The sequence below is a fragment of the Pseudomonas sp. BW7P1 genome, assembly GCF_024981055.1.
In the GTDB taxonomy this organism is placed as follows: domain Bacteria; phylum Pseudomonadota; class Gammaproteobacteria; order Pseudomonadales; family Pseudomonadaceae; genus Aquipseudomonas; species Aquipseudomonas bananamidigenes.
Genome location: NZ_CP103374.1, coordinates 355,265 through 376,190, shown reverse-complemented (window position 1 = coordinate 376,190; position 20,926 = coordinate 355,265). Strand labels below are relative to the sequence as shown.

At 62.0% G+C, this 20,926-nt stretch carries 4 protein-coding genes; 1 reads left to right on the top strand and 3 read right to left on the bottom strand.

Annotated elements, in window-relative coordinates; all coding sequences use genetic code 11:
• Positions 1-294: 294 nt before the first annotated feature.
• From NWV16_RS01685 to NWV16_RS01675, 3 genes are read right to left on the bottom strand one after another with little or no spacing between them, the layout of a single operon-like run.
• Positions 295-1,662, bottom strand: a complete 1,368-nt coding sequence (locus NWV16_RS01685) for an HlyD family type I secretion periplasmic adaptor subunit (protein ID WP_065258110.1) — start codon at positions 1,660-1,662, stop codon at positions 295-297.
• Positions 1,652-3,808 (bottom strand): type I secretion system permease/ATPase, encoded by a 2,157-nt coding sequence (locus NWV16_RS01680; protein ID WP_065258111.1) that lies wholly within the window; start codon positions 3,806-3,808, stop codon positions 1,652-1,654. The genes NWV16_RS01685 and NWV16_RS01680 overlap by 11 nt, the downstream gene beginning before the upstream one ends.
• Before the next feature lie 34 nt (positions 3,809-3,842).
• Complete coding sequence (locus NWV16_RS01675) at positions 3,843-5,195, bottom strand: TolC family outer membrane protein (RefSeq protein WP_260521721.1); 1,353 nt, start codon at positions 5,193-5,195, stop codon at positions 3,843-3,845.
• A 360-nt stretch (positions 5,196-5,555) separates the two neighbouring features.
• On the opposite strand from NWV16_RS01675, the gene NWV16_RS01670 reads away from it, so the two are divergent.
• Entirely contained in the window at positions 5,556-20,888 is a 15,333-nt protein-coding gene (locus tag NWV16_RS01670) for a LapA family giant adhesin (protein WP_260521720.1), read from the top strand.
• Positions 20,889-20,926 lie beyond the last annotated feature (38 nt).

The following is a 20,926-nucleotide window of genomic DNA, read 5'->3' as shown; positions in this document are numbered from 1 at the left end:
GGTACGCAGGATGCTGACTTTATAGATATAAGAAGACTAATTTAAATACCGTTAGCGAATAACGATATGGCGATTGCTTAGGAATGGACTGGATGGTGAGTGACCATTTGTGGCACTTCTGTGCGTAACGTGGCGAATTCACTTACGCCATCGCGGGCAAGTCGAATCGTCGCACCGCAGCTCCCACAGCGACCCGGGGTGGACACAAGCTTGTGTGTTTACCACGGAATCTGTGGGAGCTGCGGTGCGACGATTCGACTTGCCAGCGATGAGGACCGAAAGACCAATGAAGATCTAGCGCTCGTGCAACGCCTCGGCCCGCGCCCGGATGATCGGCTTGAGCAGGTAGCTCAGCACGGTCTTCTTGCCGGTGATGATGTCCACCGACGCCACCATCCCCGGGATGATCAGCAACGGCTTCTCGTCAGTCCCGAGATGGCTGCGCTCGGTGCGCAGCTTGATGACGTAGTAAGTGGTTTTCTTGTCTTCATCGGTGATGGTGTCGGCACCGATCTGTTCGAGTTTGGCCTTCAGACCACCGTAAATGGTGTAGTCATAGGCGGTGAATTTTACCGTGGCTTCCTGCCCCGGATGCAGGAACGCGATGTCCTGCGGGCGGATCTTCGCCTCGACCAGCAGGGTGTCGTCCAGCGGCACGATTTCCACCAGATCGCTGCCCGGCTGGATGACCCCGCCGATGGTGTTGACCAGCATCTTGTTGACGATGCCTCGCACCGGCGAAGTGACGAGCGTGCGGCTGACCCGGTCTTCCAACGCCTTGCCGGTTGCCTGGGCCTTGTTCAGGTCGGTGCGGGCCTCGTTGAGCTGGGTCAGGGCTTCGCTGCGGAACTTGCCGCGAGTCTCGTCGATCTTGCGTTGCACTTCCTTGATTGCCGACTCGGCACGTGGAATCGCCAGGGTGGTGGCGTCGAGTTGTCCCCGGGTTTCCACTTCGGCGCGTTTGAGCCGCAGCACTTCCACCGGTGACACCGCGCCCTGGGCCACCAGCGGCTCGGACATGTTGATTTCCTGGCGTTGCAGGCCGAGTTGCTGGCGGTACTGCGCCTGCTTCGAGGTGAATTCGCGCAGCTCCTGCTGACGCTGGATCAACTGCTCCTGCAAGCCGCCGACCTCGTCGTGCAGTTGCTGACGACGGCTGATGTACAGGGATTCTTCACTCTTGGCCTGACCCGGCACGGCCTTGAGCACATCCTCGGGGAAATTCAGCGGACGGTCATCGACCTCGGCGCTCAGACGCTCGACCCGCAGCAGCATCGACAGACGATCGGCTTCGGTTTCGCCGACGTTGGAGGCAAACCGCGTGTCGTCCAGACGAATCAGCGGCGCGCCGGCCTCGACGATCTGACCTTCCTTGACGAACAGCTCGGAGACGATCCCGCCCTCGAGGTTCTGGATTTTCTGGATCTTCGACGATGGAATCGCCTTGCCGTCGCCCTTGGTAACTTCGTCGATCACGGCGAAGTTGGCCCACAGCATCATGAACACGAAGAAGCCGATGATCGCCCAGATCGTCAGCCGCACCACACGCGGAGCGTCCTCGATCAAGGCCTTGTTGACTTCCGGCAACGGCTGGCCCTGCAGCGAAGCAGAGCCCTTGAAGTAGCGACGGATCGAATCCTTGAAACCCGACTTAAGCAACACTGATCTGCCCCTTCTTCAACGCTTCCATCACGGCGGCTTTCGGGCCATCGGCGAGAATCTGTCCACGGTCGACCACCAGAAGGCGATCCACCAGCGACAGCAGTGATGCCCGGTGCGTCACCAGCACCACGGTCTTGTTTTCAACGACTGCAGCCAGGCGTTGCTTGAGGCGTTCTTCGCCGGTGTTGTCCATGGCGCTGGTCGGTTCGTCGAGCAGCAGGATCGGCGGATTGAGCAGCAGCGCCCGGGCCAGGGCGACGTTCTGCCGCTGGCCGCCGGACAGATTCTGTCCGCGCTCGCCGACTTGCAGTTCATAACCCTGCGGGTGCAGACGGGCGAATTCGTGGACGCCAGCCAGCTCGGCGGCTTGCAGGACAAGCTCGTCTTCGACGTAACGGGCACCGGAAATCAGGTTGTCGCGCAGAGTACCGGCCAGCAGCTGGATGTCCTGCGGCACGTAACCGATGTTGTAGCGCAGCTCGCTGACGTCGATCTGGCGGATGTCGACACCGTCAACCAGCAACGCGCCGTCGTCCGGCTGATACAGGCCCACCAGCAGTTTGGCCAGCGAACTCTTGCCCGAGCCGCTGCGGCCGATGATGCCGATCTTCTCGCCGGGACGGATCACCAGGTTGATGTTTTTCAACGCCGGGTTCTGTTGTTCCGGATAGGTAAAACTGAGTTGGCGGCATTCAATGGCGCCTTGCAGGACCTTGCGGCTCAGCGGGCGCTCTTCGAAATTGCGCTCCTGCGGCAGCTCCATCATCTGGTCGACCGAGGTCATGGTCACTCGCGCCTGCTGGTAACGGGTCAACAGACCGGACAGCGACGCCAGCGGGCTCAGTGCCCGGCCACTGAGCATGTAGCAGGCGATCAGGCCGCCCATGCTCAGGTTGCCGGCGATGATCTGGTACACGCCGAAGACAATCATGATCACCCCGGCCAATTGCTGGATCAGCAGGGTGATGTTCATCGCCAGGCCGGAAAGCATCTTCACCCGCAATTCGAGACGGCTGAGGGTGCCGATGGTCTGTTCCCATTGGTACTGGCGTTCGCTTTCGGCGTTATTGACCTTCACCGCGTCGAGGCCGGCGAGGGTCTCGATCAGGCTCGACTGACGCTCGGCACCCAGCGCCATGGTGCGCTCCATGGTGGCCACCAGCGGCTTCTGCAACGCATAACCGATCAGCAGCGCAATCGGGAAGGCCAGCACCGGAATCCACACCAGATGCCCGCCGAGAATGGCGATGACAATGAAGATCAGAATGGTGAACGGCAGATCGATCAGGCTGGTCAGGGTCAGCGAGGCGAGGAAATCGCGCAGGCTCTGGAACTCGTGGATGTTCTGGGCAAAGCTGCCGACCCGTGCCGGGCGGTACTTCATGGCCATGCCGACGATGCGTTCGAACAGCGTGGCGGAGATGATCAGGTCGGTTTTCTTGCCGGCCAGATCCAGGCACAGACTGCGCAGGCTCTTGAGGATCAGGTCGAACAGATAGGCACCGGTGATGCCCAGTGCGAGCACCCACAGGGTCGCTTCGGCCTGGTTCGGCACCACGCGGTCATAAACGTTCATCACGAACAGCGGCGCGGCCATGGCGATGATGTTGATCAGGAAACTCGCAGCGATGGCGTCGGCGTACAGCCAGCGTGAACGCTTGAGGGTGTCGCGGAACCACGAACGTGCACGGGGAATCAGCGTGCCGTGGTTGACGTCGAATTTGTGCTGGGGCTGGGCAAAGAACACTTTGCCAAGGTAATCGTCGGCCAGCAATTCGCGGCTGACGAGGGACTCACCGCCATCGGTTTCGCTGAGCAGCACCCGGGCTTCGTTCTCACCCTGCCAGCCGAGCAGGACGGCACTGCGGCCATCCTTGAGGAGCAACAGCGCCGGCATGGCGATGGCCGGAATCTCTTCCAGCTTGCGTTGCAGCACCCGCCCCTGCAGACCGGCGCGCGCGGCTGCGCGGGGAAGCAGTTCGACGCTCAGGCGCTGTTTGGGCAGCGGCAGGCCGGTGGTCAGCATCGCCGCACTGGCAGGCTTCTGGTGCAGCATGCAAAGAGCGAGCAGACCATCCAGCAACGGATCGTCGTGCATCGCGCGTGGATCATGACTGAGATGAACTCGACTGACTTCTGATTCCACGCTCGACACTCTTTAACAGTTGAAAAGGGACAACTCAATTCATCCCGGGCAGCTGAACCTTGGGCTTCACGTCGTTCTGCACAACGGATGCCATCGGCGCGACCACTCCCTGGCTCTTGAGCAACTCGCCCATGGTCGCCTTGATTCGGTATTGAGTAAATAACTGAATGTTCTTGATCTCGGCCAGACGGCGCGAAGCGGTGAACAGTTCGTTTTCACTGTCGAGCAAATCCAGCAGGGTTCGTTCGCCCAGACTGAACTGACGCTGGTACGCGGTGCGCACCGCGGTGCTGTGATCGACGTACTGCTGAGCGATCGGCACCTGGGCGTTGGCATTGTTCAGGGCGTTCCAGGCCAGGCCCAGCTCCTCGTTCAACTGACGCAGGGCGTTGTTGCGAATGTCCAGCGCCTGGTTCGACAGGTAGGCCTTGGATTCCAGGTCAGCCTTGTTGCTTCCGCCCGAATAGAGGTTGAAACGCATGCGCAGCATCGCCTGCCATTCATTGTTGTGACCGTTCTGGCCGTCCAGGTCATTGTCGGCGGTGCGGCCCAGCTCGGCATCGAAACGCGGATAGAACGTCGACTTGGCGGTTTCGTACTGTTTTTCGGCAGCGGCGATGTCGGACTCGGCCGAACGCAGGATCGGGCTGTTTTCCAGCATCTGCGCGCGAGCTTCGTTGAGATTGGCCGGCATCATCGCCATGAACGGCGCCGGACGCTCCAGTTGATCGGGCATCTGGCCGACAGCACTGAGGAAGTTGGTTTCCGAGTCGGCGAGGTTGGTCTGTTCAGTGATCAGGTTGTTGCGGGCCTGGGCCATCCGCGCTTCGGCCTGGTCGAGGTCGGCACCGCTGCCGACACCGCGCTGGGTACGCAACTGGATCTGGTCGTAGATGCGCTGGTGGCTCTTGAGGTTTTCCTCGGCCAGGCGCACGAATTCGCGGCGGGTCAGCACATCCAGATAAACCTGGGCGACCGTCAGCGCAGTGCGCTCGGAGGTGCCGAGCAAGGCGTACGCGCGGGAGTTGACGGTGGCTTGTTGACGCCCGACTTCACTGGACGTCGCAAAACCGTCAAAAACCATTTGCGACAGACGTAAACTTGACTCGCCGCGGTTCAGGGTTTCCCAGTGATTACCACCGCCATTGGCGCGGGTGGTGACGCTGTCGGTTCCTTCACGGCCATAACCACCGAGCAGATCGACCTTGGGCAGGTATCCCCCTTTGGCAGCCTTTAACTGATAATCCGCAGCCAATCGACTGTTGACCCCTGCCTGGATTTCCGGATGGACATCCAGCGCCTGTTGCATGGCTTCGGGCAGGGTTTGTGCTTGTGCGAAAGACGCGGCGAGAGCGAAAGGCAGTGCCTTGAACAGGGGCGAACGCATGGTGAGGATTTTCCCAGAACTTCTTGTCGTGAATCACAGCAAACAAGGGTGCTGCGTCGGATGATGGCAACCGGTATGACCGTATGTCGGAAATTTTAAAACCGGAACTGGATCACATGCTCAAGGGCAAGTCGCCGGTAAATATCAATGTGACATTAGTGGGGCGATTGTTTAGGATGGCACCCAGAAGGTCAATAGTTTGGCATAAAGTTAATAGCGAAAGAATCTAGCCAAAATATTGACACAAATCAGCGTCAAACTTGATCCACATTTTTTTAAAAGTACGTCCAGACTGAATCGGCGCAGAAAGGCCATCAGGTCTATGGAAGTCAACTGAACGTGACACCCGGAGAGTCTTCAATGAGCAGTGTTGTTGCCATCGTCAAAAGCATTGTCGGTCAGGTTTTCGTGGTGTCCCCGGAGGGCGTCCGTCGCGTACTCGTTGAAGGCGACCGCTTGTTCGCAGGCGATCAGGTCGATACCGGCGTCGCTGGCGCGGTGTCCCTGGAACTGGCAGATGGCCGCACCCTCGATCTGGGTCGTGATACCCAATGGAGCGCCGATACTCCGGACTCCAGCACTGACCTGGCCGAGGCCACTGCGCAAGCCGCACCGTCCGTTGAAGAACTGCAGCAAGCCATTGCCGCCGGCGCCGACCCGACCACCGCGCTTGAAGCCACCGCTGCCGGCCCGACCGCTGCGGGCACCGGCGGTGCCGCCGGTGGTGGCCACAGCTTCGTGATGCTCGACGCCACCGCTGGACGCGTGGACCCGACCATCGGCTTCCCGACCGCAGGCATCAATTCTGCCGGTCAGGCCGCCCAGAACATCACCGGCGGCCAGACCACCGACACCACCACCAACGCCCTGCGCGACTCGACCCTGAGCCTCAGCGCCACACCGACCATCACCGAAGCCGGCGGCGTGCTGGTGTACACCGCGACCCTGACCCAGGCGCCGCTGACCGACCTGACCGTCACCCTGTCCAATGGTGCGGTGATCGTGATTCCGGCCGGCTCCACCACCGGCACGGTCAACGTGCCGCTGGCACCGAATGACACGGTCTACAACGACGCCAGCCAGATCAACGTGACCGTCACCGGCACCACCGGCGGCAACGGCATTACCGTCACCGTGCCGACCACACCGGCCGTGACCCAGGTCACCGACACCATCGACACCACCACCGTCACACTGACGGCGGGCAGCAGCGTCACCGAAGGTGGCCAAATCACTTACACCGCGACCCTGACCAACCCGGCGCAGACGCCAGTCACCGTCACTCTGTCCAACGGCTCGACCATCACCATCGAAGCCGGCCAGACCACCGGCACCGTAAACGTCCCGACCGCGCCGAATGACGTGTACAACAATGGCAGCACCGTCACCACCACGATCACCGGTGCCACGGGCGGCAATTTCGAGAATCTGGTGGCGAACCCGACGCCAGCCGTCACCAATATCGTCGATTCGATTGACACTACCAACCTGACCCTGACCGCGACCGGCACCGTGGTCGAGGGCGGCCAGATCACCTACACCGCGACGTTGACCAATCCGGCGCAGACGCCGGTCACCGTCACCCTGTCCAACGGCTCGACCATCACCATCGAAGCCGGCAAGACCAGCGGCAGCGTCAACGTGCCGACCGCACCGAATGACGTCTACAACAATGGCGGCACCGTCAGCACCACCATTACCGGCGCTACCGGCGGCAACTTCGAGAATCTGGTGCCGAATACCACGCCGGCGACCACCACCGTCACCGATTCCATCGACACCACCAATCTGTCGCTGTCCGCGACCGGCTCCGTGGCCGAGGGCGGTTCGATTGTTTACACCGCAACGCTGACCAACCCGGCCGGCACTCCGGTGACCGTGACGTTGAGCAACGGCTCCGTCATCACCATTGAAGCGGGCAAGACCACCGGCACCGTGACCGTTCCGGCACCTGCCGATGACGTTTACAAGGACGCGGGCAAAGTCGAAGTCAGCATTACCGGCACCACGGGCGGCAACTTCGAGAACCTAGTGCCGAGCACCGTTCCGGCCGTGACCGAAGTCACCGACACCATCGACACCACCACGGTGAAACTGACCGCGACCGAAACGGCGTCGGAAGGCGGCACCATCACCTACACCGCCACTGTCGGCGCACCTGTGACCGGCTCCCCGGTCACCGTGACCCTGGCCAATGGTCAGCAAATCACCATCGAAGTCGGCAAGACCACCGGCACCGTGACCACCACCGCGCCGAATGACGCGCTGACCGGCAATCCGCCGCTGACCAACTCCATCACTGGCGTGACGGGCGGCAACTACGAAAACCTCGTGGCCGACAAAACCCCGGTTTCGACCACGATCACCGACACCGTCGACACCACCAACCTGACCCTGAGCGCCACTGGTACCGTGGCCGAGGGCGGTTCGATCGTTTACACCGCGACCCTGACCAATGCCGCCGGCTCGCCAGTCACCGTGACCCTGTCCAACGGCGCGGTGATCACCATCGAGGCCGGCAAGACTACCGGCACCGTGACCGTTCCGGCCCCGGCCGATGACGTCTACAAAGACGCCGGCAAAGTCGAAGTCACCATCAAGGACGCGTCCGGCGGCAACTTCGAGAACCTGGTGCCAAGCACTGTTCCCGCGGTTACCGAAGTCACCGACACCATCGACACTTCAACCGTGAAACTGACCGCTGACACGTCGGTCGCTGAAGGCGGCACCGTCACTTACACCGCCACCGTTGGCGCCCCAGTGACCGGCTCACCAGTCACCGTGACCCTGGCCAATGGTCAGCAAATCACAATCGAAGTCGGCAAGACCACCGGCAGCGTGACCACCCCGGCGCCGAACGATGTACTCAACGGCCACGCGCCGCTGACCAATTCGATCACCGGCGTAAGCGGCGGCAATTACGAGAACCTCGTGGCCGACAAGGCCCCGGTTTCGACTACGGTCACCGACACCGTCGATACGACCAACCTGACGCTGACCGCGACGGGTTCCGTGGCTGAAGGCGGCTCGATCGTCTACACCGCGACACTGACCAACCCGGCCGGCACCCCGGTTACCGTGACGTTGAGCAATGGCTCCGTCATCACCATCGAAGCCGGTAAAACCACCGGCACCGTGACTGTTCCTGCGCCAGCCGATGACGTCTACAAGGATGCGGGCAAAGTCGAAGTCACCATCAAGGATGCCTCTGGCGGCAACTTCGAAAACCTCGTGCCAAGCACCGTTCCAGCGGTTACCGAAGTCACCGACACCATCGACACCACCAACCTGACCTTGAGCGCTACCGGCTCCGTGGCCGAAGGTGGTTCAATCGTTTACACCGCGACACTGACCAACGCTGCCGGCTCGCCAGTCACCGTGACCTTGTCAAACGGTGCTGTCATTACCATCGACGCCGGTAAAACCACCGGCACCGTGACTGTCCCGGCGCCAGCCGATGACGTCTACAAGGACGCCGGCAAGGTCGAAGTCACCATCAAGGATGCGTCCGGCGGCAACTTCGAGAACCTGGTGCCAAGCACGGTTCCAGCGGTGACCGAAGTCACCGACACCATCGACACCACCACGGTCAAACTGACCGCGACCGAATCGGCAGCTGAAGGCGGCACGGTCACCTATACCGCGACTGTTGGCGCACCGGTGACCGGTTCGCCAGTCACCGTGACCCTGGCCAACGGTCAGCAAATCACCATCGAAGTCGGCAAGACCACCGGCACCGTGACCACCACTGCGCCGAACGATGCATTGAATGGTCATGCACCGCTGACTAACGCGATCACTGATGTTTCCGGTGGCAACTACGAAAATCTGGTTGCCGATAAAACGCCGGTCAGCACCACCGTGACCGATACCGTCGACACCACCCATCTGTCGTTGACCGCGACTGGCACCGTGGCCGAAGGTGGTTCGATCGTCTACACCGCGACACTGACCAACCCGGCCGGCACTCCGGTGACCGTGACCCTGTCCAACGGCGCGGTGATCACCATCGAGGCCGGCAAGACCACCGGCACCGTGACCGTTCCGGCTCCGGCCGATGACGTCTACAAGGATGCCGGCAAAGTTGAAGTGACCATCAAGGACGCGTCGGGCGGTAACTTCGAGAGCCTGGTGCCTAGCACCGTCCCGGCCGTCACTGAAGTCACTGACACCATCGACACGTCGACTGTGAAGCTGAGCGCCGATACTTCGGTGGCTGAAGGTGGCACTGTCACCTACACCGCAACGGTCAGTGCGCCTGTGACCGGTTCGCCAGTGACTGTCACGTTGGCCAACGGTCAGCAAATCACCATCGAAGTCGGCAAGACCACCGGCAGCGTCACCACCACTGCACCGAATGACGCGTTGAACGGTCACGAACCGTTGAGCAACTCGATCACTGACGTCAGCGGCGGCAACTACGAAAACCTCGTGGCCGACAAGACCCCGGTTTCGACTACGGTCACCGACACCGTCGACACGACCAACCTGACACTGAGCGCGACCGGCACTGTGGCCGAAGGTGGTTCGATCGTTTACACCGCGACGCTGACCAACGCTGCGGGCACTCCGGTGACCGTAACCTTGAGCAACGGCGCCGTGATTACCATCGAAGCCGGGAAAACTACCGGCACCGTGACCGTTCCAGCACCGGCCGATGACGTCTACAAGGACGCCGGCAAGGTTGAAGTGACCATCAAGGACGCGTCCGGTGGCAACTTCGAGAACCTGGTGCCGAGCACCGTTCCAGCGGTGACCGAAGTCACCGACACCATCGACACCACCACGGTCAAACTGACCGCGACCGAATCGGCAGCTGAAGGCGGCACGGTCACCTATACCGCGACTGTTGGCGCACCGGTGACCGGTTCACCTGTGACCGTGACCCTGTCCAACGGCCAGACCATCACCATCGAAGTGGGTAAAACCACCGGCACCGTTACCACCACCGCGCCGAACGATGCGTTGAACGGTCACGCGCCGCTGACCAACTCGATCACTGGCGTGAGCGGCGGCAACTACGAAAATCTGGTGGCCGACAAGACTCCGGTTTCGACTACTGTCACCGACACCGTCGACACCACCAATCTGACCCTCAGCGCCACAAATTCGGTCGCCGAGGGAGGTTCGATTGTTTACACCGCGACATTGACCAACCCGGCCGGTACTCCGGTGACCGTGACCTTGTCGAACGGCGCCGTGATCACCATCGAGGCCGGCAAGACCACCGGCACCGTAACCGTTCCGGCGCCAGCCGATGACGTTTACAAAGATGCCGGTAAAGTCGAAGTGACCATCAAGGACGCGTCCGGCGGCAACTTCGAGAACCTGGTGCCGAGCACCGTTCCGGCCGTCACCGAAGTCACCGACACCATCGACACCACCACGGTCAAACTGACCGCGACCGAGTCGGCGGCTGAGGGCGGCACCGTTACTTACACCGCGACGGTTGGCGCACCGGTGACCGGTTCACCTGTGACCGTGACCCTGTCCAACGGCCAGACCATCACCATCGAAGTCGGCAAGACCACTGGCACCGTGACCACCACCGCACCGAACGATGCGTTGAACGGCCATGCACCGCTGACCAACGCGATTACCGACGTAAGTGGCGGCAACTACGAAAATCTGGTCGCCGATAAAACGCCGGTCAGCACCACCGTGACCGATACCGTCGACACCACCAATCTGTCGTTGACCGCAACCGGCACCGTGGCCGAGGGTGGCCAGATCACCTACACCGCCACACTGACCAACGCTGCGGGCACCCCGGTGACCGTGACCTTGAGCAACGGCGCCGTCATCACCATCGACGCCGGTAAAACCACCGGCACCGTGACTGTCCCGGCGCCTGCCGATGACGTCTACAAAGACGCCGGTAAAGTCGAAGTGACCATCAAGGACGCGTCCGGCGGCAACTTCGAGAACCTGGTGCCTAGCACGGTGCCGGCTGTTACTGAAGTCACCGACACCATCGACACCACCACGGTCAAACTGACCGCGACCGAGTCGGCGGCTGAGGGCGGCACCGTTACTTACACCGCGACGGTTGGCGCACCGGTGACCGGTTCACCTGTGACCGTGACCCTGTCCAACGGCCAGACCATCACCATCGAAGTCGGCAAGACTACTGGCACCGTGACCACCACCGCACCGAACGATGCGCTGAACGGCCATGCACCGCTGACCAACGCGATTACCGACGTAAGTGGCGGCAACTACGAAAATCTGGTCGCCGATAAAACGCCGGTCAGCACCACCGTGACCGATACCGTCGACACCACCAACCTGACACTGACCGCGACGCCGGAAGTCAACGAAGGTGGCCAGATCACCTACACCGCCACACTGACCAACGCCGCCGGCACTCCGGTGACCGTGACTCTGAGCAACGGCGCCGTGATCACCATCGAGGCCGGCAAGACCACCGGCAGCGTGACCGTCGACGCGCCGAAAGACGACGTCTACAAGGACGCCGGTACCGTTGAAACGACCATCAAGGGCGCCACCGGCGGCAACTTTGAAAATCTGGTCACCAGTACTGCCCCGGCGATCACCACCGTCCACGACACCATCGACACGTCCACCGTGTCGCTGACCGCCACCGCCAACGTCGCCGAAGGCGAAACCGTGGTCTACACCGCGACCGTGACCGCGCCAGTGACCGGTTCGCCAGTGGTGGTGACCCTTTCCAACGGCCAGACCATCACCATTGCCGTGGGCGAGACCACCGGCACCGTGAACTTCGTCGCGCCGAACAGCCCGCTGGCGGGCGGCAGCTCGCTGAGCGTGACCATCGACAAGGCCACCGGCGGCAACTACGAAAACCTCGCGGTCGACAGCAAACCGGCCAACACTTCGGTTTCGGACACTGTCGACACCACCAACCTGAACCTGACCGCCACCGATTCGGTAGCCGAGGGCGGTTCGATTGTCTACACCGCGACGCTGACCAACCCGGCCGGCACCCCGGTGACCGTGACCCTGTCGAACGGCGCCGTGATCACCATCGAAGCCGGCAAGACTACGGGCACCGTGACGGTCCCGGCGCCAGCCGATGACGTTTACAAGGATGCCGGCAAGGTCGAAGCAACTATTTCGACCGTCACCGGCGGCGGTTTCGAGAACCTGGTGCCGAGCACTGTTCCGGCCGTGACCAATGTCACCGACACCATCGACACCACTACGGTGAAACTCACCGCGACTGAATCGGCAGCTGAAGGTGGCACCGTTACCTACACCGCGACGGTTGGCGCACCTGTAACCGGCTCGCCTATGACCGTGACCCTGGCCAACGGTCAGCAGATCACCATCGAGGTCGGTAAAACCACCGGGACCGTCACCACCACCGCGCCGAACGATGCGTTGAACGGTCATGCGCCGCTGACCAACTCGATCACCGGCGTGAGCGGTGGCAACTACGAGAATCTGGTCGCCGACAAAACTCCGGTCAGCACCACGGTGACCGACACCGTCGACACCACCAACCTGTCGCTGACCGCCACCGATTCGGTAGCCGAGGGCGGTTCGATTGTCTACACCGCGACGCTGACCAACCCGGCCGGCACCCCGGTGACCGTGACCCTGTCGAACGGCGCCGTGATCACCATCGAAGCCGGCAAGACTACGGGCACCGTGACGGTCCCGGCGCCAGCCGATGACGTTTACAAGGATGCCGGCAAGGTCGAAGCAACTATTTCGACCGTCACCGGCGGCGGTTTCGAGAACCTGGTGCCGAGCACTGTTCCGGCCGTGACCAATGTCACCGACACCATCGACACCACTACGGTGAAACTCACCGCGACCGAGTCGGCAGCTGAAGGTGGCACCGTTACCTACACCGCGACGGTTGGCGCACCTGTAACCGGCTCGCCTGTGACCGTGACCCTGGCCAACGGTCAGCAGATCACCATCGAGGTCGGTAAAACCACCGGGACCGTCACCACCACCGCGCCGAACGATGCGTTGAACGGTCATGCGCCGCTGACCAACTCGATCACCGGCGTGAGCGGTGGCAACTTCGAGAATCTGGTCGCCGACAAAACTCCGGTCAGCACCACGGTGACCGACACCGTCGACACCACCAACCTGTCGCTGACCGCGACCGGGACTGTGGCCGAAGGCGGCCAGATCACTTACACCGCAACGCTGACCAATCCGGCCGGCACTCCGGTGACCGTAACCTTGAGCAACGGCGCCGTGATCACCATCGAGGCCGGCAAGACCACCGGCACCGTGACCGTTCCGGCTCCGGCCGATGACGTCTACAAGGATGCGGGCAAGGTCGAAGTCACCATCAAGGATGCAACCGGTGGCAACTTCGAGAACCTGGTGCCCAGCACGGTTCCAGCGGTTACCGAAGTCACCGACACCATCGACACCACCACGGTGAAACTCACCGCGACCGATTCGGCAGCGGAAGGTGGCACCGTTACTTACACCGCGGCGGTTGGCGCGCCGGTGACCGGTTCGCCGGTTGTCGTGACCCTGGCCAATGGTCAGCAAATCACCATCGAAGTGGGTAAAACCACCGGTACCGTGACCACCACGGCGCCAAACGATGTGCTGACCGGCCATGCACCGTTGAGCAACGCGATTACCAACGTTTCCGGTGGCAACTACGAAAATCTGGTCGCCGATAAAACACCGGTCAGCACCACCGTCACCGACACCGTCGATACCACCAACCTGTCGCTGACCGCGACCGGCACCGTGGCCGAAGGTGGCTCGATTGTTTACACCGCGACCCTGACCAATCCGGCCGGCACGCCAGTGACCGTAACGTTGAGCAACGGCGCCGTGATCACCATCGACGCCGGCAAGACTACGGGCACCGTAACCGTTCCGGCTCCGGCCGATGACGTCTACAAAGACGCCGGTAAAGTCGAAGTGACCATCAAGGACGCGTCCGGCGGCAATTTCGAGAACCTGGTGCCAAGCACTGTTGCAGCGGTTACCGAAGTCACTGACACCATCGACACGACGACCGTGAAGCTCACCGCTTCCGAAACCGCCGCCGAAGGTGGCACCGTCACCTACACCGCGACTGTCGGTGCTCCAGTCACCGGTTCGCCTGTGACCGTGACCCTGGCCAATGGTCAGCAAATCACCATCGAAGTCGGCAAGACCACCGGCACCGTGACCACCACCGCACCGAACGATGCGTTGAACGGTCACGCACCGCTGACCAACGCGATTACCGACGTAAGCGGTGGCAACTACGAGAACCTCGTAGCGGACAAGACCCCGGTCAGCACCACCGTCACCGACACCATCGACACCACCAACCTGTCGCTCAGTGCGACCGGCACCGTGGCCGAGGGTGGCCAGATCACCTACACCGCCACACTGACCAACGCTGCGGGCACCCCGGTGACCGTGACCTTGAGCAACGGCGCCGTCATCACCATCGAGGCCGGCAAAACCACTGGCACCGTCACCGTTCCGGCGCCAGCCGATGACGTCTACAAAGACGCCGGCACTGTGCAGGCCACCATCACCAATGCCACTGGTGGCAACTTCGAAAACCTGGTGACCAGCAACACGCCAGCCGTGACCAACGTCACCGACACCATCGACACCACCACGGTGAAACTCACCGCGACCGAGTCGGCAGCTGAAGGTGGCACCGTCACCTACACCGCGACTGTCGGTGCTCCAGTCACCGGTTCGCCTGTGACCGTGACCCTGGCCAATGGTCAGCAAATCACCATCGAAGTCGGCAAGACTACCGGCACCGTGACCACCACCGCACCGAACGATGCGTTGAACGGCCATGCGCCGTTGACCAACGCCATCACCAACGTCAGCGGCGGCAACTACGAAAATCTGGTCGCCGACAAGACTCCGGTTTCAACCACCGTCACCGACACTGTCGACACCACCAACCTGACCCTCAGCGCCACCAACTCGGTTGCCGAGGGCGGTTCGATCATTTACACCGCCACACTGACCAACGCGGCGGGCACTCCGGTGACCGTAACCCTGAGCAACGGCGCCGTAATCACCATCGACGCCGGCAAAACCACCGGCACCGTCACGGTTCCGGCTCCAGCCGATGACGTTTACAAAGACGCCGGCACTGTTCAGGCAACCATCACCAATGCCAGCGGTGGCAACTTCGAAAACCTGGTGACCAGCACCGCTCCGGCGGTGACCCAGGTCACCGACACCATCGACACCACCACGGTGAAACTCACCGCGACCGAATCGGCAGCTGAAGGTGGCACCGTTACTTACACCGCGACGGTTGGCGCGCCTGTAACCGGTTCGCCGGTTGTCGTGACCCTGTCCAATGGTCAGCAAATCACCATCGAAGTCGGCAAGACCACCGGCACCGTGACCACCACCGCACCGAACGATGCGTTGAACGGTCACGCACCGCTGACCAACGCGATTACCGACGTAAGCGGTGGCAACTACGAGAACCTCGTAGCGGACAAGACCCCGGTCAGCACCACCGTCACCGACACCATCGACACCACCAACCTGTCGCTCAGTGCGACCGGCACCGTGGCCGAGGGTGGCCAGATCACCTACACCGCCACACTGACCAACGCTGCGGGCACCCCGGTGACCGTGACCTTGAGCAACGGCGCCGTCATCACCATCGAGGCCGGCAAAACCACTGGCACCGTCACCGTTCCGGCGCCAGCCGATGACGTCTACAAAGACGCCGGCACTGTGCAGGCCACCATCACCAATGCCACTGGTGGCAACTTCGAAAACCTGGTGACCAGCAACACGCCAGCCGTGACCAACGTCACCGACACCATCGACACCACCACGGTGAAACTCACCGCGACCGAGTCGGTAGCTGAAGGCGGCACCGTTACTTACACTGCGACTGTCGGTGCTCCAGTCACCGGTTCGCCTGTGACCGTGACCCTGGCCAATAGTCAGCAGATCACCATCGAAGTCGGCAAGACTACCGGCACTGTGACCACCACCGCACCGAACGATGCGTTGAACGGCCATGCGCCGTTGACCAACGCCATCACCAACGTCAGCGGCGGCAACTACGAAAATCTGGTCGCCGACAAGACTCCGGTTTCGACCACCGTCACCGACACCGTCGACACCACCAACCTGACCCTCAGCGCCACCAATTCGGTTGCCGAGGGCGGTTCGATCATCTACACCGCGACCCTCACCAACGCTGCGGGCACTCCGGTGACCGTGACCCTGAGCAACGGCGCCGTAATCACCATCGACGCCGGCAAAACCACCGGCACCGTCACGGTTCCGGCTCCAGCCGATGACGTTTACAAAGACGCCGGCACTGTTCAGGCAACCATCACCAATGCCAGCGGTGGCAACTTCGAAAACCTGGTGACCAGCACCACACCAGCGGTGACCAACGTCACCGACACCATCGACACCACCACCGTGAAGCTGACCGCGACCGCAACAGCGGCCGAGGGCGGCAACGTCGTCTACACCGCCACCGTGGGCGCTCCGGTCACCGGCTCGCCGGTTGTCGTGACACTGTCCAACGGCCAGACCATCACGATCGACATCGGCAAGACCACTGGCACCGTCACCACGACTGCGCCGAACGACGCGTTGACCGGCCACGCACCGCTGACCAACGCCATCACCAACGTCAGCGGCGGCAACTACGAAAACCTTGTGGCCGACAAAACGCCGGTCAGCACCACCGTGACCGATACCATCGACACCACCAACCTGTCGCTGACCGCGACCGGCACCGTGGCCGAGGGTGGCCAGATCACTTACACCGCAACGCTGACCAACGCCGCTGGTTCGCCGGTGACCGTAACCCTGAGCAACGGCTCGGTAATCACCATCGACGCCGGCAAAACCACCGGCACCGTCACGGTTCCGGCTCCGGCCGATGACGTCTACAAAGACGCCGGCACCGTGCAGGCCACCATCACCAATGCCAGTGGTGGCAACTTCGAAAACCTGGTGACCAGCACCACACCAGCGGTGACCAACGTCACCGACACCATCGACACCACCACCGTCAGCATCACCGGCAGCACCTCGGTGACCGAAGGCCAGACCGCCAGCTACACCGTAAGCCTGACGCACCCGGCGCAAACCGAAGTGACCCTGAAGATCGTCTACAGCGGCACCGCCGCCGACGGTTCGGACTTCACCGGCGTGTACACCGTGAAGATCCCGGCGGGCGCCAGCAGCGCACAATTCAACGTTGCGACTATCGACGACAAGATCACCGAAGGCACCGAGAACTTCGTAGTCAAGATCGACTCGGCCACCGGCGGCAACTTCGAGAACCTGGCCGTCAGCAGCACCAACGGCAGCGTCAGCACCTCGATCATCGACAACGATGCGCCACCGGTGATCGACCTCGACGCCAACAACTCCAGCGGCGCCACCGGGGCCGACTACAAGGTGACCTTTACCGAAAACACCCCGGGCGCGGGCGTGTCGATTGCCGATACCGACATCAGCATCACCGACCCGGACAGCACCATGCTGACCGGCGCCACCATCGTGCTGACCAACCGTCAGGACGGCGATGCGCTGAACCTGGGCAACAGCGTCAACGGCATCACCATCAACGCCAACAGCACCAATGGCACGATCACGCTGACCCTCTCAGGCAATGCGACGCTCGCCGACTACATGCAGGCGATCAAGAACATCACCTTCACCAACAGCAGTGAAGACCCGAGCACCGTGCCGCGGATCATTACTGTGACGGTCACCGATGGCGGCAATTACTCCAACGTCGCCACCACCACGGTCAACGTGGTGGCGGTCAACGACGCGCCGGTCGCTGCTCCGGTCAACGTCACCGGCACCGAAGACACCCCGCTGATCCTCGGCTGGTCGACCTTCGGCGTCACCGACGTCGACAGCCCGGCCTCGAGCCTGGGCGTGAAAATCACCCAGCTGCCGGGCGAAGGCAAACTGCAGTACCTGGACGGCTCGACCTGGAAAGATGTCGCCACCAACCAGACGTTCAGCAAGGCCGACATCGATGCCGGCAAGCTGCGCTTCCTGCCGGACGCCAACGAATCGGGCGCGAACGGCTACGGCGGAAACGGTGTGGGCAACAATCAGGCTGACTACGCACAGATCAAGTTCCAGCCAACCGACGGTCAACTGCTGGGCAACACCGGCACGATCAAGATCGACATCACGCCGGTGGCGGATGCGCCGACCCTGTCGGTGGCCGACAACAGCGTGAAGTCCACTGGCTTGATCAAGGAAGTCTGGACCGGTCTGTCGGGCCTGGGTACCGACGGCAGCGGCGCGAACTCGACCACCCTGAAAAACGTGATCGACGGTGCCGGCACCGCGAACTCCAAAGGCAACGTGACCAACGTGCAGTCCGACGGCAACGTGGCGGCAGGTACGGCGTCGAAGACGTCCGGCCTGATCTACCTCGAAGCCGGCAAGACCTACACCTTTACCGGCACCGGCGATGACAGCCTGCTGGTGAACATCGGCGGCAAGAACGTGGCCTCCACGACGTGGGGCGCTGGCGGCAACCTGAACGGTTCGTTCACCCCGACCACGAGCGGTTACTACACCCTGGAGATCTACCACCACAACCAGAGCGGTCCGGGCAGCTACGACGTCAACCTGTCGGTCAACGGCGCTGCGCCGATCGACCTGAGCAGTGCCGGCGTGCCGATCTACACCGGCGTGCAGGATCTGGTGAACTCCGGCGTGACCGTTTCCGACCTGCATGGTACCAACGGCGAAGGCTATTACGACGGCTACAAGCTCAACACCGGCGCTGAAGGCACCACCGTGAAACTGTCGTCGATCAGCACCGCGCTGACCGACACCGACGGCTCGGAAACCCTGAGCATCAAGATCAGCGGCGCACCGGTCGGTTCGGTGCTCAGCGACGGCGCGGGTCACAGCTTCACCGTGACCGCCACCAGCGGCGACGCCAACGTCACCGGCTGGAACCTCGGCAGCCTGACCGTGACCCCGCCGGCCTACTACAACGGCCAGTTCAACCTGACCGTGACCTCGACCTCCACCGAGGCCCTGGGCGGCTCTGCCAGCACCACCGCGACCATTCCGGTCACCGTGGTGCCGGCGGTGTACAACTCGATTGTCGCCACCTCGGCCGACGACACCGTCACCGGCACCGATGGCAACGACATCATCGTCGCCGACATCGGCGGCCTGACCGTGGTGCCGGGCACCAACTACAACATCGCGTTCATGGTCGACAGCTCGGGCAGCATGAGCACCTCGTCGATCAACGCCGCCAAAGACTCGCTGACCTCGGTGTTCAACACCCTCAAGCAGAGCATGGGCAACAACTCGGGTACGGTGAACATCTTCCTGGTGGATTTCGATACCCAGGTCAACAAGTCGGTGTCGGTGAACCTCAACGACCCGAACGCGCTGACCAAGCTCAAAGCGGTGCTGGACTCGATGACCTCCGGCGGCGGCACCAACTACGAAGACGTGTTCAAGGCCACGGCCAACTTCTTCCAGAGCACCGAAGCGGTTGCCAATACCGGGGCGAAGAACCTCACGTACTTCATCACCGACGGCCAGCCGACCTACTACCAGAGCGGCGAACAGACCAACCCGACGCTGTACGGCAACGTGAAGCTCGACGACGTGGTGAAGACCAGCAACTACAAACTGGGCGACAGCTTCAGCACCTACATCGACAGCACGCACTACCTGACCATCAGCACGGCCGGTGCCGTGGTGCTGCAGACGTACAAGAACGGCAGCTGGAACTGGAACAGTCTGGGTACGATTCACGCCCAGGGCGACGGCACCTACGAGCTGTCGAACCTGGCAGGTTCCGGCAGCAGCACCAGTTCGGCCACCACCGACAACGCCAACAGCGCCTTCGCGCTGCTGGGCAACCTGTCCAACGTGGAAGCCATCGGGATCAACAGCGGTGTCAGCCTCAACGACCTGAAACCTTACGACACTGATCACAACCCGCAGACCAACATCGATCCGAAGGACCTGGCCAACTCGATCATCGGCCACACCGAAGCGACGATGCCGGGTAACGACACGGTCAACGGCGGCGACGGCAACGACATCCTGTTCGGCGACCTGGTGAGCTTCAACGGCATTGCCGGCGAGGGTTACCAGGCGATGCAGGCGTTCGTTGCGCAGCAGACCGGCGTCGATGTCAGCAAAGTCACCACCAGCAACGTGCACCAGTACATCACCGAGCACTATCAGGCGTTCGATGTGTCCGGTGCCCACGACGGCAACGACACGCTGCTGGGCGGCGCAGGCAATGACATCCTGTTCGGCGGTGGCGGCAATGACGTGCTCGATGGTGGCAAGGGCAATGACATCCTGCTGGGCGGCTCCGGCAACGACACACTGATAGGCGGTCAGGGCAATGACATCCTGATCGGCGGTTCCGGTGCCGACACTTTCGTCTGGAAAGCAGGCGACACCGGCAACGATGTGATCAAGGACTTCAACGCCAGCGAAGGTGACCGCATCGACCTGCGTGACCTGCTGCAGGGCGAGACCGGCAGCACCATCGACAACTTCCTGAAAATCACCACGGTCGACGGCGTGTCGTCGCTGCAAGTCAGCTCGGCGGGCAAGTTCAACTCCGCCGATGCGGCTGCCGCCACACCGGACGTGACGATCAAACTGGAAGGCAACAACTGGTCCACTGCCAACATTCACAACCTGATTGCCGGTAGCGACCCGACCATCAAGGTCGACCACAACAACAGCTGATGCGTGAACAAAACGACCGCCCCAATGGGGCGGTCGTC